General features: G+C 54.5%; 18 protein-coding genes. 4 read left to right on the forward strand and 14 right to left on the reverse strand.

The features are described 5' to 3' along the window. Positions 1 to 413: 413 nt before the first annotated feature. On the reverse strand, positions 414 to 2,030 hold the full coding sequence (locus EKN83_RS00750) for an ABC transporter substrate-binding protein (RefSeq protein ID WP_126800149.1): 1,617 nt from the start codon (positions 2,028 to 2,030) through the stop codon (positions 414 to 416). Positions 2,031 to 2,215: 185 nt separating this feature from the next. Between EKN83_RS00750 and mpaA the strand changes: the two genes are divergently transcribed. Further along, the gene (mpaA, locus tag EKN83_RS00755) at positions 2,216 to 2,929 is read left to right on the forward strand and encodes a murein tripeptide amidase MpaA (protein WP_025756632.1); all 714 of its coding nucleotides are present in this window, start codon (positions 2,216 to 2,218) and stop codon (positions 2,927 to 2,929) included. Here mpaA and ycjG read toward each other — a convergent pair. Beyond that, the gene (gene ycjG, locus EKN83_RS00760; RefSeq protein WP_126800150.1) at positions 2,920 to 3,885 is read right to left on the reverse strand and encodes an L-Ala-D/L-Glu epimerase; all 966 of its coding nucleotides are present in this window, start codon (positions 3,883 to 3,885) and stop codon (positions 2,920 to 2,922) included. The two genes, mpaA and ycjG, sit on opposite strands and share 10 nt — an antisense overlap. A gap of 107 nt (positions 3,886 to 3,992) precedes the next feature. Between ycjG and tpx the strand changes: the two genes are divergently transcribed. After that, positions 3,993 to 4,499, forward strand: coding sequence for a thiol peroxidase (gene tpx, locus EKN83_RS00765; RefSeq protein ID WP_025756630.1), 507 nt, complete (start codon positions 3,993 to 3,995; stop codon positions 4,497 to 4,499). A 274-nt stretch (positions 4,500 to 4,773) separates the two neighbouring features. Beyond that, entirely contained in the window at positions 4,774 to 5,982 is a 1,209-nt protein-coding gene (locus EKN83_RS00770) for an aldose 1-epimerase family protein (RefSeq protein ID WP_126800151.1), read from the forward strand. 37 nt (positions 5,983 to 6,019) lie between these two features. Here EKN83_RS00770 and tyrR read toward each other — a convergent pair whose 3' ends face one another. The 3 genes from tyrR to EKN83_RS00785 all read right to left on the reverse strand — a co-directional run bounded on the left by tyrR (position 6,020) and on the right by EKN83_RS00785 (position 10,120). Next, entirely contained in the window at positions 6,020 to 7,561 is a 1,542-nt protein-coding gene (tyrR, locus tag EKN83_RS00775; RefSeq protein WP_045285079.1) for a transcriptional regulator TyrR, read from the reverse strand. A 112-nt stretch (positions 7,562 to 7,673) separates the two neighbouring features. Continuing rightward, positions 7,674 to 8,726 carry a YcjF family protein gene (locus tag EKN83_RS00780; RefSeq protein ID WP_126800152.1) on the reverse strand — a complete coding sequence of 351 codons (1,053 nt, stop codon included), beginning with the start codon at positions 8,724 to 8,726 and terminating at the stop codon, positions 7,674 to 7,676. Beyond that, positions 8,723 to 10,120, reverse strand: a complete 1,398-nt coding sequence (locus tag EKN83_RS00785) for a YcjX family protein (RefSeq protein ID WP_025756626.1) — start codon at positions 10,118 to 10,120, stop codon at positions 8,723 to 8,725. Before EKN83_RS00785 ends, EKN83_RS00780 begins: the two co-directional genes overlap by 4 nt. A 155-nt stretch (positions 10,121 to 10,275) precedes the next feature. Between EKN83_RS00785 and EKN83_RS00790 the strand changes: the two genes are divergently transcribed. Continuing rightward, the gene (locus tag EKN83_RS00790) at positions 10,276 to 11,286 is read left to right on the forward strand and encodes a LacI family DNA-binding transcriptional regulator (RefSeq protein WP_126800153.1); all 1,011 of its coding nucleotides are present in this window, start codon (positions 10,276 to 10,278) and stop codon (positions 11,284 to 11,286) included. Positions 11,287 to 11,318: 32 nt separating this feature from the next. Here EKN83_RS00790 and EKN83_RS00795 read toward each other — a convergent pair whose 3' ends face one another. The 9 genes from EKN83_RS00795 to EKN83_RS00835 all read right to left on the reverse strand — a co-directional run bounded on the left by EKN83_RS00795 (position 11,319) and on the right by EKN83_RS00835 (position 20,992). Continuing rightward, positions 11,319 to 12,233, reverse strand: a complete 915-nt coding sequence (locus tag EKN83_RS00795; protein WP_025756624.1) for an OmpG family monomeric porin — start codon at positions 12,231 to 12,233, stop codon at positions 11,319 to 11,321. Between the two features lie 65 nt (positions 12,234 to 12,298). Beyond that, positions 12,299 to 13,381 (reverse strand): ABC transporter ATP-binding protein, encoded by a 1,083-nt coding sequence (locus tag EKN83_RS00800; protein ID WP_126800204.1) that lies wholly within the window; start codon positions 13,379 to 13,381, stop codon positions 12,299 to 12,301. Positions 13,382 to 13,394: 13 nt separating this feature from the next. Continuing rightward, positions 13,395 to 14,060 carry a beta-phosphoglucomutase gene (pgmB, locus tag EKN83_RS00805; protein WP_045285083.1) on the reverse strand — a complete coding sequence of 222 codons (666 nt, stop codon included), beginning with the start codon at positions 14,058 to 14,060 and terminating at the stop codon, positions 13,395 to 13,397. Beyond that, positions 14,050 to 16,329, reverse strand: a complete 2,280-nt coding sequence (locus EKN83_RS00810) for a glycoside hydrolase family 65 protein (protein WP_126800154.1) — start codon at positions 16,327 to 16,329, stop codon at positions 14,050 to 14,052. The genes pgmB and EKN83_RS00810 overlap by 11 nt, the downstream gene beginning before the upstream one ends. Next, positions 16,323 to 17,378, reverse strand: a complete 1,056-nt coding sequence (locus tag EKN83_RS00815) for a Gfo/Idh/MocA family protein (protein WP_032672429.1) — start codon at positions 17,376 to 17,378, stop codon at positions 16,323 to 16,325. Before EKN83_RS00815 ends, EKN83_RS00810 begins: the two co-directional genes overlap by 7 nt. A 14-nt stretch (positions 17,379 to 17,392) precedes the next feature. Further along, the gene (locus EKN83_RS00820; RefSeq protein ID WP_045285085.1) at positions 17,393 to 18,181 is read right to left on the reverse strand and encodes a sugar phosphate isomerase/epimerase family protein; all 789 of its coding nucleotides are present in this window, start codon (positions 18,179 to 18,181) and stop codon (positions 17,393 to 17,395) included. A gap of 16 nt (positions 18,182 to 18,197) precedes the next feature. After that, on the reverse strand, positions 18,198 to 19,250 hold the full coding sequence (locus tag EKN83_RS00825; RefSeq protein ID WP_095449095.1) for a zinc-dependent alcohol dehydrogenase: 1,053 nt from the start codon (positions 19,248 to 19,250) through the stop codon (positions 18,198 to 18,200). A gap of 31 nt (positions 19,251 to 19,281) precedes the next feature. After that, positions 19,282 to 20,124 carry a carbohydrate ABC transporter permease gene (locus EKN83_RS00830; protein ID WP_045285087.1) on the reverse strand — a complete coding sequence of 281 codons (843 nt, stop codon included), beginning with the start codon at positions 20,122 to 20,124 and terminating at the stop codon, positions 19,282 to 19,284. Next, a complete protein-coding gene (locus tag EKN83_RS00835; RefSeq protein WP_126800155.1) occupies positions 20,111 to 20,992 on the reverse strand; it encodes a carbohydrate ABC transporter permease in 882 nt (293 codons plus the stop codon). The genes EKN83_RS00830 and EKN83_RS00835 overlap by 14 nt, the downstream gene beginning before the upstream one ends. Positions 20,993 to 20,994: the final 2 nt, after the last annotated feature.

Genomic DNA, 20,994 nt, shown 5'->3' on the forward strand with positions numbered 1-20,994 from the left:
ACTTACTGTACATTTAAACCTGAATTAACTACCGCGTCCGAACGGACATGATCACCAAACCGGCAGACCTCTCGGTCAACCTGCAATAAAATGGCTACAAATAAAGACTTATCCCGGATGATATTACAGGATAGTACTTAATACTGAAAAGCCCTGGAAATGTCCAACAGTGGACTTATGAATAAAACCGGGATAACCACAGAGACTATTTAATATATCTGGTGTATCGGATTTAAGACAATCATCCACTGGATGCATGGAATGTGTATTCAGGAAACGCCATTCAGCGCAATATCAGAAAAGTGATACTTCTGCTGTGGCGGGAATGGTCAGAAGGAGAAACTGGCGCGACAAACCGCGCCAGTTCAGGGTTTAGTGATGGTAATCTGCCGTTAGCCAGAGGTCAGTACACATCAGTGCTTCTCAATATACATCGTCCGGCTGTACGCCACGTCTTCCGGGTTATTAATCGGATATCCTTTCACCCACGGCTTGATAAGACGACCATTGGTGTACTGGTAGATGGGCGCGATAGGCGCCTTCTCCATGAGGATTTTCTCCGCCATGTTGTAGTCGATATTACGCGCTTTCGCCGTGGTTTCCAGCGTCGCCTGCTGGATCGTCTTATCGTAAGCCGGATCGTTGAAACGCGAGATATTGCCGCTGTGGGTTGAGGTCAACAGAGATAAGAAGGTAGAGGGCTCATTGTAATCCCCCACCCATGACGCGCGGATCACATCAAAATTGCCGGTATTGCGGCTGTCGATATAGGTTTTCCACTCCTGGTTTTGCAGTTTGACATCCACGCCAAGGTTTTTCTTCCACATGGACGCCACCGCGATGGCGATTTTCTGATGGTTTTCCGAGGTGTTGTACAGCAAGTTCAGCTTCAGTGGGCGCTGAGGACCGTAACCTGCGGCCTGCAGCAAGGTTTTCGCCTGCGCATTCAGCTCCTGCTGCGACATTTGCTCAAACGGTGAAGGCTCAGGCGTGAAGCCCGCCGTCACGTCAGGGGTGAAATGCCAGGCCGGCTTCTCGCCGGTCCCCAATACCTTTTCCGCCATCAGGCGGCGATCGATAGTCATACTCAGCGCAAGACGGACCCGGGCATCGGCCGTCGGGCCCTTTTGCGTGTTAAACGCATAGTAATAAGTTCCGAGCTGCGGTGGCGTATAAACTTGTCCCGGAATGTCCTTCAGGAGCTTCTGATACATGTTTTTCGGGAACGACTCGGTAATATCGATATCCCCGGCCAGATAGCGTTTCGTGGCAGCGGATTCCTGATTAATCGGAATGAACGTGACTTTTTGCAGGACAGTTTTGGCGTTGTCCCAGTAGTGGGTATTCGGCACGACAACCAATTTTTCATTCACCACGCGATCGTTCAGGACGTATGCGCCATTCCCGACCAGCGCGCCCGGGCGCGTCCACTCTTTACCACTTTCAACATTCGCTTTTTGCACCGGGTAGAAGGCAAAGTTTGCTGTCAGGTTGCTAAACCACGGCAGCGGTTTATCCAGCTGAACGCGTAACGTTCGGGCATCCACCGCCGTCACGCCCAGGGTATCAGGCGCCGCTTTGCCGTCAATTATCGCCTGTGCGTTGCTGATCCCCGCCAGGGCCGCAAACCAGGCAAACGGAGAAGTTGTTTTTGGATCGACCAGACGCTGCCAGCTGTAGACAAAATCCTGTGCGGTGACAGGCGAACCGTCAGACCATTTCGCATTATCGCGCAAGGTAAACGTCCAGATACGGTTATCGTTGCTCTGCCAGCGCGTCGCCACGCCCGGGGTCAGTTCCCCTTTCTCGTTCTGATTCACCAGCCCTTCGAACAGATCGCGAATCACCTGAATCTCTGGCAACCCAACCGCTTTTGCCGGATCGAGCGAAGCCGGTTCGTCTTTAATGTGTCTGACCAGCTCCTGTTTTTGCGCCAGTACCGTGCCCTGTGGCACATCAGCAGCGTACGAGAGTGTAGAAAGTCCGCACAGGCACAGTGCGGTGAAAAGACGCGAAACAGGATGCTTCATAAGATCCCCTTTAATAAAGGCAGGTAACAAGCAGATGCGTAATTATTTGTTTCGACAATAAGAAATGCAAATACCTTCGTCAGGAATAGTGATTTAAGGCAATTCTCAACCGTTGCGGAAACTATTTGATTAACCGCGGGTTTTGCACAACACTGCCAGTAGAGACTTCTTTATCAGGATTTCGTATGGCAACCACCCGACCACGAGCGGAACGCGGCGCCTTTCCGCCGGGCGCAGAGCAATATGGCCGCTCATTCTTAGGCGCATCGCTGATCTGGTTCCCGGCCCCCAATGCCGATCGCGACAGCGGATTGATCATTGCCGGCACGCACGGGGATGAGAACTCATCCATCGTCACGCTCTCATGTGCACTGCGAACGCTGACCCCTTCTTTACGACGTCATCACGTGATCCTTGCCGTGAACCCCGATGGCTGCCAGCTTGGATTGCGGGCGAATGCGAGGGGCGTCGACCTGAACCGTAATTTCCCGGCGGCAAACTGGCGCGCCGGGGAAACCGTTTATCGCTGGAACAGTACCGCCGAGGAGCGTGATGTGGTGTTACTGACGGGGGACAAACCGGGCTCGGAGCCAGAAACGCAAGCGTTGTGCCAGCTTATCCATAAGATCCAACCCGCCTGGGTTGTCTCCTTTCACGATCCGCTGGCCTGTATTGAAGATCCGCGCCACTCCAGCCTGGGCGAGTGGCTGGCACAGGCGTTCGCCCTGCCACTCGTCTCCAGCGTGGGCTATGAAACACCCGGTTCATTCGGTAGCTGGTGCGCTGATTTGAGCTTGCCCTGCATCACCGCAGAATTCCCGGCGATCTCCTCCGACGAAGCCAGCGAAAAATACCTGAAAGCCATGATGCAACTGCTGTGCTGGCAGCCTCAGAGATGAAGCACGCCGCTGGTAAAATGGAGCGCTGGTGAGACGTCAACGGCGAGCCATGTCGGGCCATCCAGATCGGCAAAACGCACCTGCGTGGCCAGCGGCAGCGCCGCGCTAATCGCCCGGGAGGTGCAGAGCATACAGCCAAGCATCAATCCGAAGCCCTGCGCCCGGGCTTCTGCCGCCAGTGCCAGCGCTTCTGTCAGCCCACCAGTCTTGTCGAGCTTAATGTTGACCATGTCGTAGCGGCCTTCAAGTTCGCGCAAATTCTCACGGGTATGGCAGCTTTCATCCGCACAAACTGGCAGCGGATGAATAAAATTCTTCAGTGCGGCATCATCCTTCGCCGGCAGTGGTTGCTCCAGCATGGCCACGCCCAGGTCAGCCAACAGCTGGCATCGTGCGGCAAGCCCTTCGGGATGCCATGACTCGTTGGCATCAACAATCAGCGTGGCTGCGGGAACCGCCGAACGAATGGCGACCATTCGCTCGCTAATCAGACGATCGTCGAGCTTCACTTTTAACAGCGTGGCCCCGGCGTCAAAAAGGGCTTTTGCGCTGGCTGCCATCTGTTCCGGCTCACCAATCACCACCGTTTGCGCGGTAATGACGGATGTCGGCAATGCTACACCCAGCAAAGACGGCAGCGATTTTTGCCGCGTTGCGGCTTCGAGGTTCCATAGCGCACAATCAATGGCGTTGCGCGCCGCACCGGCGGGTAAACGCGCCTGTAATGCCTCACGCGTTAGCCCTTTTTGCAGATCAGGGACCAGGGTCATGATCTGTGCCATCACGGATGCCAGACTTTCCCCATAGCGCGGGTAAGGCGTACATTCCCCGACACCTTTAACCCCCTCTGCTTCAATTTCAACCACCACCACGCTGGCTTCACTTCTACTGCCGCGTGAAATTACAAACGGGGTATGCAATGGCCAGGCTTCTTCATAGACCTTAACGCTTCTCATCACTGACTCCTTGCGGCCCGTAAAGGCGAAAAAATTGGTTTGCCGTGTTATCCGCTGATGGCATACACTAGCCCCGACGTTAACTATATGTAAACAGGAAGATATCTATGTCACAACTCGTTCATTTCCAGGGCAACCCGGTTGCTGTAGCAGGTTCCATTCCGCAGGCTGGCAGCAAAGCAAAGGCTTTTACTCTGGTGGCTAAAGATCTGTCTGACGTCACACTGGCTCAGTTTGCGGGTAAACGCAAAGTGCTGAACATTTTCCCAAGCATTGATACCGGCGTCTGTGCCGCATCCGTGCGTAAATTCAACCAGCTGGCGACTGAAATGGACAACACCGTTGTGCTGTGCATTTCCGCAGACCTGCCGTTTGCCCAGTCTCGTTTCTGCGGTGCTGAAGGTCTGAGCAACGTCATTACCCTCTCCACGCTGCGCAGCGCGGATTTCCTGGAGAACTACGGCGTCAGCATCGCGGAAGGCCCACTGAAAGGTCTGGCTGCACGTGCTGTACTGGTTCTTGATGAAAACGACACTGTTGTCTTTAGCGAACTGGTTAACGAAATCACCACCGAGCCGGATTACACTGCCGCGCTGGACGTGCTGAAAGCATAATAAGTCCTTAGTATTCTATACAACGTATTCTCAACCTCGCCACGGCGGGGTTTTTTATTTATTTTCAGCTGAATCGTTAAAGCTAATCTGGTCATACTTCACATTTTTAGCGCAATTATATTTTGTACATTCATCTTTTTGTGATTTCTCCTACACAAAACTTGTTCAGTTATCACCTTTTATTGCGCAGTGAGACACATCACATTTCCCTTTTCGGCAAAACATTAGATTTGCTTACGAAATCAAATAATCGTTTCAGCAAAAAGGGATAAACATGAAGATAAAACTGGCTTTAACGCTTCTTGCGGTACTGGTTTCAGGTCATGCCGCGGCGAAAACCTGGGTGCTGACAAGCGCTGAAAGCAGCATAGAAAAAGGAAACTGGAAGATTTCCAGTAATGAGCTGAACGTTAAAAGTCAAACGTTCAGCATTGAGCAAAAAGTCTTGCATGGCGGTAAGCAGGAAGGCAGTAAAGTCATCATTATTCGCAGCAAAGATGGCCTGACCATTGCCTTAAGCCCGACGCGTGGCATGAATCTTCTGCATGTTGAAGGCTTTGGCACCCGACTGGGGTGGAACTCACCCGTCAAAGAGGTGGTGAACCCGGCTTATATCAATCTTGAAAGTCGTAACGGTCTCGGCTGGCTGGAAGGATTCAATGAGATGATGGTCCGCTGTGGCTATGAGTGGACAGGCCATCCGGTGACGGCCGACGGTCAGATTTATACGTTGCACGGCAAGGCAGGAAATACGCCAGCATCCCAGGTTGAGGTGGAAGTCGCGGATGCTGCACCGCATGAAATCCGCGTCAGGGGATTGATCAAAGAGAGCACTTTTAAAAAAGCGGATCTGCAAACCCTGACCGAACTGCGTTACGTGCCGGGCACCAACCAGTTCAGCCTGCACGATGTGTTGACCAACCATGCAGATTATCCTCACGACTATCAGATCATCTATCACAGCAACTTCGGTACGCCTGTCCTCGAGGAAGGCGCACGTTTCCTTGCCCCGGCAGCCAGCGTGAGCCCATTCAATGACTACGCCAAAGCGGGTGTTAACAACTGGCAAACCTATGCAGGGCCGACAAAAGACTTTGATGAGATGGTCTTTAACATCAAACCACTTGCGGATAATAACCATGAAACGCTCGCGGCCGTGGTCAATAAAGCCGGAGATAAAGGCGCGTCAATACAGTTTGATACCCGCCAACTCCCCGTACTGACCTTATGGAAAAATACCGATACGCTGAAACAGGGTTACGTCACGGGGATTGAGCCGGGGACCAGCTACGCCTACCCCGTCACCATTGAACGCGAGCAGAAGCGGGTTAAGCAGCTGCAGCCTGGCGCCAGCGCGCAGTTTGATCTGACCTATACCCTGCTTCACAGCCCGCAGCAGGTGAAAGAGGTTGAAAGCAGGATTGCGTCGATTCAGGGCGAGACAAAAACCGAAATCGTGACCGCGCCTCTGGCGAAGGAATAAGCGGATAGTAAAAAAGCCTCTCTACAGAGGCTTTTCGTTATTCGTCACCCTTTTTGTGATTTAAACCGTACTCACGGAGCTTATTCGCAATCGCGGTGTGCGAGACACCAAGACGTTTTGCCAGCTTGCGAGTGCTGGGATAACTGCGATAAAGCTGCGTCAATACCGAACGTTCAAAGCGGCTGGTAATTTCATCCAGTGAGCCTTCCATTGCCTCTTCACCCACTGACACCGTTCCGGCGTCGTAATCCGGCAGCAGGATATCCTGCGGTCGCAGTTCATAGCCTTCCAGCTGCGTCAGCGCCCGATAAACAGCGTTTTTGAGCTGACGAATATTTCCCGGCCAGCCGTAGCGCATCAACACCGTACCGAGGTCGGAAGAGAGCTTAGGCCGCGGAACCCCCTGCTCGTCGGCGAAACGGGCCACAAACAGCTCGGTCAACGGCATGATGTCCTGCGGACAATCGCGCAGCGGGGGAATATTCAGCGTCAGGACATTGAGACGGTAATAGAGATCTTCGCGGAAGATCCCTTTTTGCACCAGTTCGACCAGGTTTTTCTGGGTGGCACAGATGACGCGCACATCCACATGTACTTCGTGATCCTCACCGACGCGGCGGAACGTGCCGTCGTTCAGGAAACGCAGCAGCTTAGCCTGCATACGAGGCGACATCTCACCAATCTCGTCCAGCAGCACGGAGCCACCGTTAGCCTGCTCGAAGAACCCTTTCTTGCCCTCCGGCGCGTGACCAAACAGCTCGCTTTCAACGGCATCTTCCGGGATAGAGGCACAGTTCAACGCCAGATACGGTTTTGCCGCACGCGGGCTCGCCAGGTGCACAGCGTGCGCCAGCAGATCTTTCCCGGTACCGGTATCGCCGGTAATCAGCAGCGGTGCGGTCAGGCTTGCGAGCTTACGCGCCTGGTCAACCACATGGCGCATTTTCGGGCTGACGGCAATAATCTGGCTGAAGGCGCCGACATCCTGACTGGAGAGGTTTTGCAGCTGACGGCCCATGCGTAACGTCGATCGCAGCATGATCACCGCTCCGGTTAACACACGTGCATTCCCTTCCCCTTTCAGGTAAACCGGCGTGATCTCCATCAGGAAGTTCTGCCCGTTAATCACCACATGCTCGCTGTGCGTGTTCTGCGGATTACTGTCCAGCCAGCGCTGGAAGTTGAAGCCGGGGATCAGCTGTGCGGCGTTATGATTGCTGAGCTTCTCCTGGCTCTGGGCGAAAAGCTGGCAGCTCGCGTGGTTTACTCGCTCAACTTTACTTTTTAAATCCAGGGAGAGGAACGGCTCCGGCATCGCTTCCAGTAGCGCGCTCAGTGCAAGGTGCTCACGCTCGGATGGCATCCAGGGAATGGTGCGTACATCCGTAACGCCAGCGATACGGCGGATTTCAGCCATCAGACTGCTGAATGTATTAAATTCAATTTCGGCAAAATTGAGGTAAATTCGCCCGACAGGATCGATCTCAATGCCACGTAAATCAATGCTACGTAAAACAAGAAGATCGAGTAATTCGCGGGTCAGACCGAGACGGTCTTCACAGAAGACTTCAAGACGCATGGGAAATTCACCGTTTTAAGCCAATAACATTAAAATGATATGTCAGAACACGGTGAACCGGAAGATGGCTGTCAAGAAATATTGACAGCCCGCACGCTTAGTGAACAAAACCTCACGGAGCCGGTTTTTTATTGAGCGTCTCTTTGAGCTGACCGATCAACTCACGCCTGAAATCGCCCAGCCGGGGCTTATCGCCGTCAATCCACGGGAGTGGACGGCAGACTTCCATCGCTTTAATACCCAGGCGTGCCGTCAGGAGGCCTGCGCCGATGCCCTGGGCTGCGCGAGCTGAAAGACGCGCTGCAAGATCCTGCGACATCCAGTCCATGCCCACTTCGCGGACCAGTTCACTCGCCCCGGCAAAGGCGATATTGAGCAGGACCAGCTTAAACAGTCTGATCCGACTGTAGTAACCCAGTTCTATGCCGTAAAGGTTTGCGATACGGTTGATCAGGCGCAGGTTACGCCAGGCGATAAAAGCCATATCAACCAGCGCCAGCGGGCTGACGGCAATCATCAGCGTGGATTCCGCCGCAGAGCGGCTGATTTCACGCCGCGCCTGAGCGTCCAGCACCGGCTGAACCATATGGGAGTAGAGCGTCACCACTTCCCGATCGTTCTGGGTTTCGTGAATGGCGGCATACCAGCGCTGGAGTGCCGGGTGCGACTGATCGATTCCAGCCTGGCTGGCCAGCTTTTCACAGAACACGCGGCCTTTACCGGTGCCGTGACTGTGCAGCAGATCCCGGGCCTCATCACGCTCGTGCGCGCGCTGTCGCAGACGCCAGAGCCGACGCCACTCGGTGGCAACCGATCCAACGCCCGCCCCGACAATCAGCGCGCCCGCGGCACATCCGCCGAGCGCAACCCAATCCTGGGTTTGCCAGGCATTCATCGTCCACTGTACACCCTGCCCGATCACGCTTACGCCAAACAGCGTCAGACCCGCAGTCACCATTTTACGCCACAGGCTGCGTTTCGGACGCAACGCGGCTTCCACGGCCGCCTCCGCAGGTCCTTCCTCAACGCCCGGCTCCTCCGCGAGCGCCGGGGAAAAATTATCTGCCTGCGCACCGCTGAACGTCTGCGCCGTTTTAAACGCCTCCTGCTGCGCCTGCTCAAGCGTTCCGGTAAAGTCTATGCGCGGTTTTAACGGTTCCGTCATCGCAATTTATCTCCAATCAAAAACTCCAGCGCCGCATCCAGACGGATGTGGGGCAACGGGGTGTCGACGCTCATGGCCTGAGGGCGGAAGGCTTCAAACTGGAAGCCCTGGCTCTGCCAGAAGGCCTGGCCCGGCAGGCGCGAGGGCACTTCGCCCGGATAGACAGTAAGCGGTTCGCCGTCGCTGAGGCGATTGCCGCGTAAGGCCGGAATTTTCTCGCCATTGAGGTCAATCAACCCGCTTTGCGTCGCCTGCACGGACGCAAGCCCCAGGCAATCCATGCTGATACCTTCAAACGCGGCGTTTTGCCAGGCATCCTGCACCAGTTGCTGCAGCAGCGATACCATATTGGCATGCTGATCGACCGTCACGTGATCGGCTTTAGTCGCCGCAAACAGCAGCTTATCGATCACCGGTGAGAACAGACGGCGAAATAACGTCCGTTGGCCGTAGTGAAAACTTTGCATCAGCTGCGTCAGCGCGAGGCGCATATCGTTGAAGGCCTGCGGCCCACTGTTAAGCGGCTGCAGACAATCCACCAGCACGATCTGACGGTCGAAGCGTAAAAAATGGTTTTTATAGAAACCCTTGACCACTTTTTCACAGTAGTAATTGTAACGTTCCCGCAGCATACCTGCATTGGTGTGCTTGTCGGCCTGCGCCAGCTTCGCCTCTCCAGTACCGTCCACATCCGGCCATGGGAAGAACTGCAGCGCGGGTGCCCCCGCTAAATCCCCCGGCAGGACAAACCGCCCTGGCTGGATGAAATGCAGACCTTCCTGCTTACACTGATGCAGATACGCTGTCCAGGCCTCAGCAATAGCCGCCAGACGGTTTTCATCTGCTGGTGCCAGCGGATCCAGACCTTCGCACAGCTGTCGCCACGTCGACGACCACTCTGCACGTTGCCCCTGCAACAGCCCCGTCATCTGCCGGGACCAGGTGAGGTAATCCTGCGCCAGCATCGGCAAGTCGAGCAGCCATTCGCCGGGGTAATCGACGATTTCGAGGTACAGCGTTGAGGTGTCCTTAAAGTGGCGCATCAGGGATTCATTCGAGCGGAAACGCAGCGCAAGGCGAATTTCACTGACTCCTCGTGTCGGCGTCGGCCAGCTGGGCGGATCGCCGTAGAGCTGCGCCAGCCCTTCGTCATAGGTAAACCGGGGAATACCAAAATCGCGTTGCGGAACACGCTTAACGCCCAGCAGACGCTCTTCCCGAACCGCGCCAAGCAACGGCAGGCGCGCGCCAGCGTGCAGATTCAGGAGTTGGTTTACCATCGCGGTGATAAACGCCGTCTTACCGCTGCGGCTTAGCCCGGTCACCGCCAGACGCAGATGACGGTCAACGCCGCGGTTGACCAGTGAATTGAGTTCATTTTTTAGTCGCTTCATCGCCATCCTTCGTTGCCCGGAAGCCATAAATACCTTGCTTCAGAATACAATAGATGGGGGCAGATCGTTGATTATCAATTCTTATTTATTGCTATTGCCGTTTTCTCTCCAGTAAGATGAACGGTATTGCTGTCAGTCCTGAGTGAGTAAGGTGTATGTCACCCACCATCTATGATATCGCACGGGTTGCGGGCGTATCGAAATCAACCGTTTCCCGCGTTCTGAATAAACAAACCAATATTTCTCCCGAAGCGCGGGACAAAGTGCTGAAGGCGATTGACGAATTAAATTATCAGCCCAATAAACTGGCCCGTGCCCTGACCTCTTCTGGTTTCGACGCCATTATGGTTATTTCTACCCGCTCAACCAAAACCACCGCCGGTAACCCTTTTTTCTCCGATATCCTTCACGCGATTACGGCAAAAGCGGAAGAAGAAGGTTTTGACGTCATTTTGCAAACGTCAAAAAGCAGTGAAGACGACCTGTTGAAATGCGTGAATAAAATAAAACAGAAGATGATCAAAGGGATCATTATGCTGAGCTCACCCGCTAATGAATCCTTTTTTACCACGCTGGATGCCTATGGCGTCCCGGTTGTGGTGATTGGCAAAGTGGAAGGGGATTATCAGAATATCTATTCCGTTGATACGGATAATTTTCATGACAGCGCCACGCTGACGGAAGCGTTTATTAAGAATGGTCGCCGCAACATTGCCTGTTTGCATGCGCCACTTGATTATCACGTGTCGATTGATCGCCTTGCAGGGTATAAAGCTAGCCTGGAGAAGCACAATATTGCGCTTAACCCGGACTGGATTATGGATGGCGGTTATACCCATGAGAGCGCGCTAACGGCGGCGCTTAAACTGTTGTCCTCACCCACGCCACCTGATGCCGTATTCGCCACTGACAGTATGAAATTACTGAGCCTCTATCGCGCGGCGGATGAGTTAAACCTGATGATCCCGGAGCAGGTGGTGATAGCCGGATACAGTGACCCAATGCTGTCGCTTATTTTAACCCCCGCGCCTGGTGGCTTTGATATTCCCACCCGCAAACTGGGTGAAGAGAGCTGCGACCTTCTCTTCAGGCGAATTGCCGGTCATCCTGCTCCACAGAAAGTGCTTGTCGATACGCATTTTTTGCTGGCCGCCTCCCTGCGCTAACACCAGGGGCTGACAGCCCCTGGTGACATCGGTCAGAACGCGTAGTTTACGCCAACCCCCGCATAGTGGAAGCGGTCGCTTTCGCCCTCATCGTGGTTTTCCCACTCATAAGCGTATTCCAGCGTCATGGACAAACCATTATTAAAGTCATACGCGTAGAGCATACCGAGTCGGTTGAAATCATGCCCTTCACGCTCGGGATCGTCCTGCCAGTCCCAGTTTGACCAGCGATCGAGCCCCAGGCGGGTATACGGCGTGAGCGTGGTCTGGCCTAATGAAATGGGCAGATAGGCACGAATTTCCTGCGTGGAAAATTCGCCGTTATTACGAGAACCATCCATATTAAAACCACGCTCTAAATAGTAATTCACTTTTGCCGCAAAGGTTTCGTTAAGGGTCCAGGTAAAGCCGGTTTCTGTTTCGACGCGGCTGTCAGCATAGCCGGTTTTTTCCAGATCGTTGGCAAACTGATACATGGCAAACCAGCCGCCAAAACGCCAGTCGTCGGTTAATTTAATATCCCAGTCAGGCTGGATTTTATAGCGCTGCATATTCGCGCTACCGTCTTTCGCCCCGTGCTCATCTTTGAAGTGGTAGCCGTAATTACGGAAACCACCGGTCAGGCCGAGGGTAAAATCATCGGTTCCGATAAAGCGATAACGTAATTCAAATTCCGGACGATCAAAATAGGTGCCGCGGGTCATACTGCTGTAATCAACCGGCCCCTCCTGATACATGGCCAGCGAAATTGTCCATGCGTCCCAGGTGGCATTAAACCAAACGGACGGTTCATATAAGCCGTCTTTATCCTCGCCCTGCCCTTCGACGTTTTCAATTTCATACATCGCGCCAATATTAAATTCCCACTGCGTCGCTTTTTCAGTTGCCTGCGCACAGCTAACCCCTGCGCACAGAACGAGCGCAGCACTTCTTAGTAGAGTACTCATGTAATATTCCCTTTATAATTAACAAACAAAAAAACCGGAAACGTGAATTTCCGGCAAACACTTTTTTATCTGATAGCCGCTTCGGTTTCCGCGTCGAAGAAATGGCACTTATTCATATCGAACTGAATACCGATATTATCCCCTGCGGCATAATCATTCGCGGCTCCTGCGCGGACAACCAGCTCATGTCCGCCGACGGTGGCATAGAGCATAAATTCCGCGCCAGTGAGTTCAGCGACGCTGACTTTCGCCGCAATGTCATCATCACGGTTCTGCAGGGTCAGGATATCTTCCGGGCGGATGCCAAACACCACCGCTTTACGCTGATACCCCGCGTTATTCAGAGCCGCAAGTATCTCCTGTGGGATTTCCAGGCGCAGGGTTTCCGTGACGAAATAACGATCGTCTAACGCGCCGCGAATAAAATTCATGGCAGGCGAGCCAATGAAACCCGCAACAAACATATTCGCCGGTTCGTTATAAACCTGCTTTGGAGCCCCCACCTGCTGAATAATGCCGTCCTTCAGGATGACGATGCGGGTGGCCATCGTCATCGCTTCCGTCTGATCGTGGGTCACGTAAATCATCGTGGTGTTGAGCTTTTGATGCAGCTTGCTGATTTCCGCTCGCATCTGCACGCGAAGCTTGGCATCGAGGTTGGATAACGGCTCATCCATCAGGAAGACACCCGCTTCACGCACAATCGCCCTGCCTAACGCCACGCGCTGGCGCTGTCCCCCCGACAATGCGCCGGGTTTACGCTTCAGATATTCACGCAAACCCAAAATCTGAGCCGCCCAGTTAACCCGTTCCTCAATGATCGCCGGGGCGATTTTTTGCATTTTCAGGCCAAACGCCATGTTGTCGTAGACCGTCATATGCGGATACAGCGCATAGTTCTGGAAAACCATGGCAATATCGCGGGATTTGGCCGGCACGTCGTTCATGCAAACGCCATCAATTACCAGTTCCCCTGCGGAGATCTCTTCCAGCCCCGCAATCATGCGCAGCGTTGTCGACTTGCCGCAACCTGACGGACCGACGAAAACGATAAACTCTTTGTCCTCTATGTCGAGATTGAAATCCTTTACCACATGAACCTGGTTATCATAGATTTTCTGGATATGTTTCAGAGACAATTGCGCCATCATTAATTCCTTATCAATACGTCCGGGATGCCCAGAAATCGGTCAGGCATTTCCAGGTCAGTTCCCGCGTTGAATGAAGTTGTAATCCCGCATGGTGCAGGCCCGATCCAATCCCAACCGATAGCATTCCCGCAGCGTTGATCGCCTCAACGCCTGCGGGGGCATCTTCAATACCGATGGCCGATTCAGGACAAACCCCCAGACCAGCGCAGGCGGCGAGGAAGATCTCCGGGTCAGGTTTCGAACAGACAATGAGGGAGGCATCGGCACAAAAATCAAAGGCGTCCTCAATGCCGAGCGCCGTCAGTATGCGGGGCGCATTCAGGGAAACGGAGGCGAGCCCAATTTTGACCTTCGCCGCACGTATCTCCGCCAGCACCTCGCGGATGCCCGGCAGCAGCGACGCCTCGGTCAACGACGCCAGAGACGCGACGTAGAGCGCATTTTTCTTACCCGCCAGCGCCAGGCACTGTTTATCGTCGAATGCCCCCTCTTTTGAACCGTGTCGCAGGATCCGCTGCAGGGATTCCATGCGGCTAATTCCCTTCAACTCCTCGTTAAACACCTCGTCGATGGCAATGCCAATCTCCTGCGCTACCGCGCGCCAGGCGAGGAAGTGCAGATGCGCGGTATCGGTGATGACGCCGTCAAGATCGAAAACAACAGCTTCAGGCTTCATGGCTGGCCTCCGTGGTAGCGGTCCCATTATCAGGCGTAAGAAAATCCCTTAAGGACAGTGCCTGCCGCTCCGTGACGCACAACGTTTTTCCCCAGAGGGTTAACGTGACGGGTGCGGTGGTATCGATTGTTAGCACGTCTTTTTCAAAGGCAAAGCGCATGCGCGCGTTCCGCCAGCGCAGCGGAAATGCAAGTTTGCGCCAGTGAGCGGGCAGCTTCGGCGCAAGATGCAGTTCCCCTTCTACAATCTGCATACCGGCAAATCCCTGAATCACGCCGGACCAGATCGCGCCGGTGGCGGCAGCATGAATGCCGTCGTCGCTGCTGTGGGGATCGTCCCCCAGGTCAATGGCGACACCAGCACGCCAGAAAGCATAGGCCCCTTCCGTATCGCCGCAACGGGCCGTCACAATGCCGTGAATGGCCTTGCTCAGCGAAGAGTCATGGATCGTACGGGGCTCGTAGAACGCCAGGTTGGCGGCACATTGCTGCGGCGTAAACCGTTCGGGCAACAGGTAGTTAAGCATCACAACATCGGCCTGCTTAAGGATCTGCATCTCATTCACTTCCGCACGGGAGTAATCGAGCAGAATGGTCTGCTTCCCCGCTTTCGCTTTATAACGGCTCAAATCAATAGCCGGTTTCGCCATGAAGGTATCATCCTGTGGGATCACTCCGTCTGCATCGGCTTCCGGTAACCATAATCTCGCCAGGAACCGGGTGGCATTCTCCGTAAAACGCCCATCTTCACGCTCAAACATCGCCATAAACCGACATGCACTGGCAACGTTGTTCCAGGCCAGATAGTTGGTGTAGGCGTTATTGTTCACATGTTCCGTGTATTCGTCCGGTCCAATCACGTCATGGATTTCCAGACGATCATTGACTTCCGTTGCGCGCCCCATCCAGAACGCGGCGGTTTCCATCAGCAACGTCAGACCTTCTTTGCGCATAAAGGCATCATCCTGCGTCGCCTGCCAGTAGGCGACCACGGCCCAGGCAATGTCCGCCACGATATGGTGTTCAGCCAGCGCGGAGGCCACCTTCTGGCGCGTGCCCGTTCGGATGTTGATGGCGGCAAACTCCGGCGTCTCTTCCTGACCACTTGCCGCACTCTCCCAGGGGAACAGCGCGCCCGGCCAGCCGTTGCGACGGGCTTTTTCCCGGGCGCCGGCCAGGTTAAGCCAGCGATAGCGCAGCAGGCTCCGGGCGACCTGCGGACGGGTAAAAAGATGGAAAGGCAGCAGGAAAATTTCCGTATCCCAGAAGACGTGGCCTTTATACCCCTCTCCCGTCAACCCTTTTGCGGCAATGCTGCTTCGCTCATCATGGGCCGGGGTCATGGCGGTCAGATGCCAGACGGCGTAGTCCAGCGCCATCTGATCCTGACCTTCCGTCGAGTCCACCTCTACCCGGGCGTCGCGCCAGACCTCTTCCCAGACACACGCAGAGCTTTCCAGCAGCGCGGCATAACCCCTCGCCGCACACACTTTGAGATCCGCCAGCGCGCTGCGTGCAAACGACGCCTGCGACAGGGCTTTATCGCTGCGGTGAGCAACCCAGACAAGTTTATCCAGCGTGACAGTGTCACCCTGAGCCACCATCAGTGAATAGTGCGCCAGCAACCGACGATTTTTTGCGGTGAAGCAGCTATCGCTGTTAGCAGACAGCTGACAAAACGCCGAGATGACAACCTCAGAGCCCCGGTCCTGCGTTTCATAGACACCCTGCAGGTAATGCTGGTCAAACACTCTGACCGACACTTCATCCAGATGCTGTCTTCCGCTGTTGGTTTGCGTCGCATCAATGCCGGTGTTCAGCACGACCTGCGAGTCGGCATCAAGCGGCGTAATCGAGAATTGCATCGCCGCTAACGGCAACTGATCCAGCGAGACGAAACGGCGGCTCTCCAGACGGTAGCGTTTTCCGTTGGGCGAGCGCCAGACGACGCTGCGCCGGAGTTCGCCATTGGCAAACACCAGCTCGCGTTGCCACGCGAGGATCTCGCCTGAAAGCAGCGTAAAATTCACCCCATCCAGTTCAATATCCATACCGGTGATATCTGGCAGGTTGATCAGTTCCGTGGTCTCGTGAGGACCCGCCTGATGATAAAGCCCGGCAAGATACATGCCTCTGGTTTGCCGGGTGTACTCTTCTTCATGCGTCGCCCGGATCCCCATGTAGCCATTACCGCAGGCCATGATGGAGGCGTATTTATTCAGGCTGTGGGGACAAAAGCCCGGATCGGTTAAGACAGAGACGTTTAGCATAATGAGACGCTTTCCCCTGTTTCTGCCGACTCATACAGCGCGGCGACAAGCTGCTGGATAACCAGCCCCTGTTCTGCATCGGCGATCGTTACGGGTTCCCCCAGCACATGACGGACAAAGGCATCCATACTGCGTAAATGGCGCCGATCGTCCGCCTCTTCTCGCTGCGTGAGGGTATGTAAAACACCAGCGTCGTCGTGATAAATGTGGGCCGGGAAAAGCGTGGCCCCTGCCTTTTCACCGCAGAATGTGACGTTCATGATCGATTGCTCACGGATATTCAGCGCAAACGAGGTGTCCAGACGCAGAATGCCGCCGTTGCAAAATTCAATGGTGCCGAACAGGGCATCTTCAACGGTAAACTGAGCGGGATCCCACGTGCCAAACTGGCCGCTGCTTTTGCGGTTTCCCAGCCTTTGAAAGCTGTGCGCCGTCACCCGTTTAACCGCCGGGAACCCCAGCACGTACATCGCGGCATCCAGCATATGGATACCAATATCAATCAGCGGTCCACCGCCCTGTAACGATTTGTTGGTAAAGACGCCCCAGCCCGGCACCCCACAGCGCCGCAGCGCCTGCGCCGTGGTGAAATAAATTTCACCCAATGCGCCGTTCATCACGGCCTCACGCACCTGTTGCGTATCCAGTGCGAAACGATGGTGAAAATCATACGCCAGTACTTTTCCCGCCTTACGCGCAGCGATGCGCATCTGGTCGGCCTCTTGTGGCGTCATGGCTGGCGGTTTCTCGCACATCACATGGCAGCCGGCTTCCAGCGCTGCCATCACGTGTTCAAAGTGAAACCGGTTAGGCGAACAGACGCTCACCACATCCGGCTTAACCGCTTTAAGCATCTCCCGCACATCCTGCCAGGCAGAGGGGATGGCATGACGTTCCGCAAACGCCTGTGCCTGTTCAGGGTGGCTATCCATCACAGCCACCATCTGAACATCACTGCGTGTGGCGTAATACGAGGCATGCACTTTTTCCGCGACCTGCCCGGCGCCAATAATGGCGACGCGCAGGCACGAAGGTGTAGAGGGACTCATCACGCTCGTCATCCTTAGCATTCACGCAAATAAGTGAGAGAGTCCTGGTACGCCTGAGCCGGGTCGTCGGCACGAACACGGCACTCATACACCACATAGCCCTGGTAATTATCCGCGCGCAGCTGATCGAACAGGCTGGCAAAATCGAGGCTACCGCTTCCCGGCTGATAACGATGATTATCGGCAATATGGACGTGACCAAGCAGATCGCGGTTGCGATGCAGCGCCTCCGTCAGTGAATCTTCTTCGATATTCATATGGTAGAAATCGCCGATGATCTGTACGTGTTTCAGCGCGTTCTCTTCGATATAACGACGCGCGTCCGCCAGGGTATTGATCATGTGATCCTGATAGCGGTTCAGGGGTTCCAGGTAAATCGTCGTTCCGGTACGCCCCGCCACCTCATCCAGCCAGCGCAGCGAAGCACTCACCGCGTTGCGGTCGCCTTCGAGGCTGCGTGGGGAGGTCATCGGTGGCAGGCGGAAGGTAAACATTCCCCAGGCTGCAGGCACGATAATGCCCTTGCCCCCTACCTCTGACAGGGCCTCCAGAATACGTTCAATCTGTGTTAACCCATTCAGCCGACGCTCTTCAATGAAGTCGCCAATCCAGCCATCGTATCCCCCACATGCTGTCGTCACCGGCAGGCCAGTGGCGTTGATCGCGGCTTTTACCTCATCAAGGTTTTCTACCAGCAGTTTGCCGTCAATTTCATAGCCATCAAAACCCATCGCTTTGATGTACTGGAACTTCTCCAGAATCGGGGTTGGGAAAAAAGCCTGGTTTTGGGTTGCGATTTTCATTGGTGCTCTCCTTAGCTTAAAAAGTGACGCCCATTTTGATGCTCAGTTCAGGGTGCTGATCGACATACTGCATGTAGCTTTCAGCGCTGGTGGTAAAAGTGACAACCGGGTCGATCAGGTCCTCGCAGTTGAGATAACCGTTCATCAGCAGCTCCCAGCAGGTCTCCTCAATACGTTTGCGGTTCCAGCGCGGGTAATCCGGATTGGGTTCGCTGCAGGCGCGCGAAAAGACGATCTTCGCGTTATTGAAATGCGCTTCGCGACCGAGGTTGAAGCCTTCTGCGAACGGTTTCGCGAAGGCGACGTAGGAGATAGTGCCGCCGTAGGCGAGTCCGCGCAGCGCAGACTGCAGTGCATCAGCAAAGCCGCTGGTTTCGATGATCACATCCGCGCCCTGCTTCCCGGTCAGCTTTTTGATCTCCAGGCCGATGTCCGTACCGACTGGATTAAGGCAGTGGTCTGCCCCATGGCGGCGGGCAATCTCGCAACGGTGGGCGATAGGATCGACACCGATGACAATTGACGCGCCGGCTTTTTTCGCCAGTTGGATCGCAATCTGGCCAATGGCCCCAAGCCCGACCACGACCACAAAATCCCCGACCCGGACGTTGGCATCGCGCACGCCGCTCATGGCGAACTGTGCCGGATCGTAGCAAACGGCGTTTTTCCAGGACGCGCCCTGCGGCATTTTACGCAGCTTGTAGTTATTGACCGCGTTAACAATGACCGTCTCCTGCAGCGGACCATAGCAGCAGACGCTGTCGCCTGGCTGGTATTCCGTCACGTCAGCACCACATTCAATAATGTCGCCAACAATCATATTGCCCAGCTGGAACTTACCGAATTCGATCCCGCGGGCTGCACCGGCTTCACGCGGCGTGAACATCTGCCACTCCGCGTTGAACTCTTCATCAATAAACGGGCTTGCCGCGCGGAAATCCACAACTTCGGTGCCGTGTTTCGGTGCGCCAAAGCGGGCACGAATTTTCACTTCATGGACAGCAACCGGACGATCTTCATACTCCACCAGCGCCGCCACACGAGGCGCCGTTGCAACTAACTTTTTCATGACTTGCTCCTGGGAAAAAATACTGGCCGCCTCAGCCCTTAACGCCGCCGGCGGTCAAACCACTTTTAATAAAACGTTCTGATAATGCGTACATGATGACCACCGGAAGTGCCGTCACCAGCGATGCCGCCATCATGCGACCCCAGATATAATCTGGCGTGCTAAAGAGGGTGTTCAGCCCGACCGGCAGAGTGAAATTGCTGGCACTCGAGAGGAAAATGGAGGCAAACAGATAGTCGTTCCACGCCACCATGAAGCAGTAGACAAAGACCGACACGAGACCGGAAATCGCCAGCGGCACGGTGATGCGAAAGATGATCTGCAGGCGATTCAGACCATCCATCATCGCAGCCTCTTCTATTTCGTCCGGAATGGTGTCGAAATAGCTGCGCAGCATGAAGACGGCAGTGGGCAACGTCTGGGTCACCATGGTGACGATCAGCGCCAGTTCTGTGTCATAAATGCCGAGCGCGGTGATGATTTTGAACAACGGTACGACCAGCAAAATCCCGGAGAACATGTAGACGGTGTAGAAGCTCGCATTGATCGTCGCACGTCCTTTAAAACGCAGTTTGGACAAGGCGTAAGCCCCGAGCGTACCGAGAAATACGGCAATCACCGATGAGATCAATGACACCACCATGCTGTTTCTGAAGTAGTCCACAAACGGGAAAATCAGCGGGTTGAAAATGTCGACGTAATGCTGCAACGTCCACTCCTGCGGCAATATAGTCGGGTGCAGGGATATCGCCTCTTTTGCGCTTTTGAACGACGTCATCAACATCACGAAAAACGGGAACAGTGTGATGACAAGAAACAGCAGCAGCCCCAGATAAAAACCAATACGGCCCAGTACGCGTTTATTTGTTGCCATTGAGGTTTACCCTTTTTCTGGTCAGCAGGATCACCGCGAAGATGATCACGAACAGCACGACGGAGATCGCGGCTGCTTTACCCAAATCATTGAAAGCGAAAGCCGTTTTGTAGAGATAGACGCCCAAAATATCGACCTTGGTCGTCAGCAGGTAGACATCCGCAAACATGTAGAACATCCAGATAGTGCGGAGCGTCACTACCGTCGCCAGCACCGGCATAATCGCGGGCAGCGTGACGATACGAAAACGCTGCCAGGCATTGGCACCGTCCATTTCCGCAGCTTCATACAGCGATTTATCAATGGTCTGTAAAATCGCGAGAAACGAAATGAACGCGTACGGGAAGTAACGCCAGATGGCGAACAACACTACCAGCACAAAGCTGCTGCCTGGATTGTCGAACCACAATGGCGCCTGGTCATACAGATGCAGCAGATCAACGCCCAGATAGTTCACAATCCCGTAGCCGTTGTTGAACATGTATTTCCAGGCAAACACCAGTGATATGGACGGGGTGACATAGGACAAAATCACCAGCGAACGGGCTGTTTTGCGCAGGCGAAACTCGCGGTTAAAGAAAAGGGCAACGGCCAGCCCCAGCACCGTACTCCCCATCACAACCAGTGCGGTGTACCAGTACGTCATCCACAGCGAATGCCAGAAAGCGGCATCACTGAGAATGCGAATGTAATTGTCCAGCCCGACAAACACGGCGCTGATGCGCGGGTTAAGCGGCAAACGTAAAAAGCTGATTTCAATGTTGGAAATCATCGGCCAGGCCACCAGGCCCCCCAGCAAAATCAGGCTGGGGGCCAACAGCAGCATGGCGAAAGGCATATCTGAACGACCAGAAAACAACGTCTTCATAA

It is taken from the genome of Enterobacter sp. WCHEn090032 (assembly GCF_003986875.1).
GTDB lineage: Bacteria > Pseudomonadota > Gammaproteobacteria > Enterobacterales > Enterobacteriaceae > Enterobacter > Enterobacter sichuanensis.

Coding starts and splice junctions, on each gene's coding strand:
- EKN83_RS00835 (WP_126800155.1), bottom strand. CDS start 20,992: ATGAAGACGTTGTTTTCTGGTCGTTCAGATATGCCTTTCGCCATGCTG.
- pgmB (WP_045285083.1), bottom strand. CDS start 14,060: ATGAAGCCTGAAGCTGTTGTTTTCGATCTTGACGGCGTCATCACCGAT.
- EKN83_RS00815 (WP_032672429.1), bottom strand. CDS start 17,378: ATGAGTCCCTCTACACCTTCGTGCCTGCGCGTCGCCATTATTGGCGCC.
- EKN83_RS00795 (WP_025756624.1), bottom strand. CDS start 12,233: ATGAGTACTCTACTAAGAAGTGCTGCGCTCGTTCTGTGCGCAGGGGTT.
- EKN83_RS00785 (WP_025756626.1), bottom strand. CDS start 10,120: ATGAAGCGACTAAAAAATGAACTCAATTCACTGGTCAACCGCGGCGTT.
- EKN83_RS00825 (WP_095449095.1), bottom strand. CDS start 19,250: ATGAAAAAGTTAGTTGCAACGGCGCCTCGTGTGGCGGCGCTGGTGGAG.
- ycjG (WP_126800150.1), bottom strand. CDS start 3,885: ATGAGAAGCGTTAAGGTCTATGAAGAAGCCTGGCCATTGCATACCCCG.
- EKN83_RS00790 (WP_126800153.1), top strand. CDS start 10,276: ATGTCACCCACCATCTATGATATCGCACGGGTTGCGGGCGTATCGAAA.
- tyrR (WP_045285079.1), bottom strand. CDS start 7,561: ATGCGTCTTGAAGTCTTCTGTGAAGACCGTCTCGGTCTGACCCGCGAA.
- EKN83_RS00780 (WP_126800152.1), bottom strand. CDS start 8,726: ATGACGGAACCGTTAAAACCGCGCATAGACTTTACCGGAACGCTTGAG.
- EKN83_RS00750 (WP_126800149.1), bottom strand. CDS start 2,030: ATGAAGCATCCTGTTTCGCGTCTTTTCACCGCACTGTGCCTGTGCGGA.
- EKN83_RS00810 (WP_126800154.1), bottom strand. CDS start 16,329: ATGCTAAACGTCTCTGTCTTAACCGATCCGGGCTTTTGTCCCCACAGC.
- EKN83_RS00800 (WP_126800204.1), bottom strand. CDS start 13,381: ATGGCGCAATTGTCTCTGAAACATATCCAGAAAATCTATGATAACCAG.
- tpx (WP_025756630.1), top strand. CDS start 3,993: ATGTCACAACTCGTTCATTTCCAGGGCAACCCGGTTGCTGTAGCAGGT.
- mpaA (WP_025756632.1), top strand. CDS start 2,216: ATGGCAACCACCCGACCACGAGCGGAACGCGGCGCCTTTCCGCCGGGC.
- EKN83_RS00830 (WP_045285087.1), bottom strand. CDS start 20,124: ATGGCAACAAATAAACGCGTACTGGGCCGTATTGGTTTTTATCTGGGG.
- EKN83_RS00770 (WP_126800151.1), top strand. CDS start 4,774: ATGAAGATAAAACTGGCTTTAACGCTTCTTGCGGTACTGGTTTCAGGT.
- EKN83_RS00820 (WP_045285085.1), bottom strand. CDS start 18,181: ATGAAAATCGCAACCCAAAACCAGGCTTTTTTCCCAACCCCGATTCTG.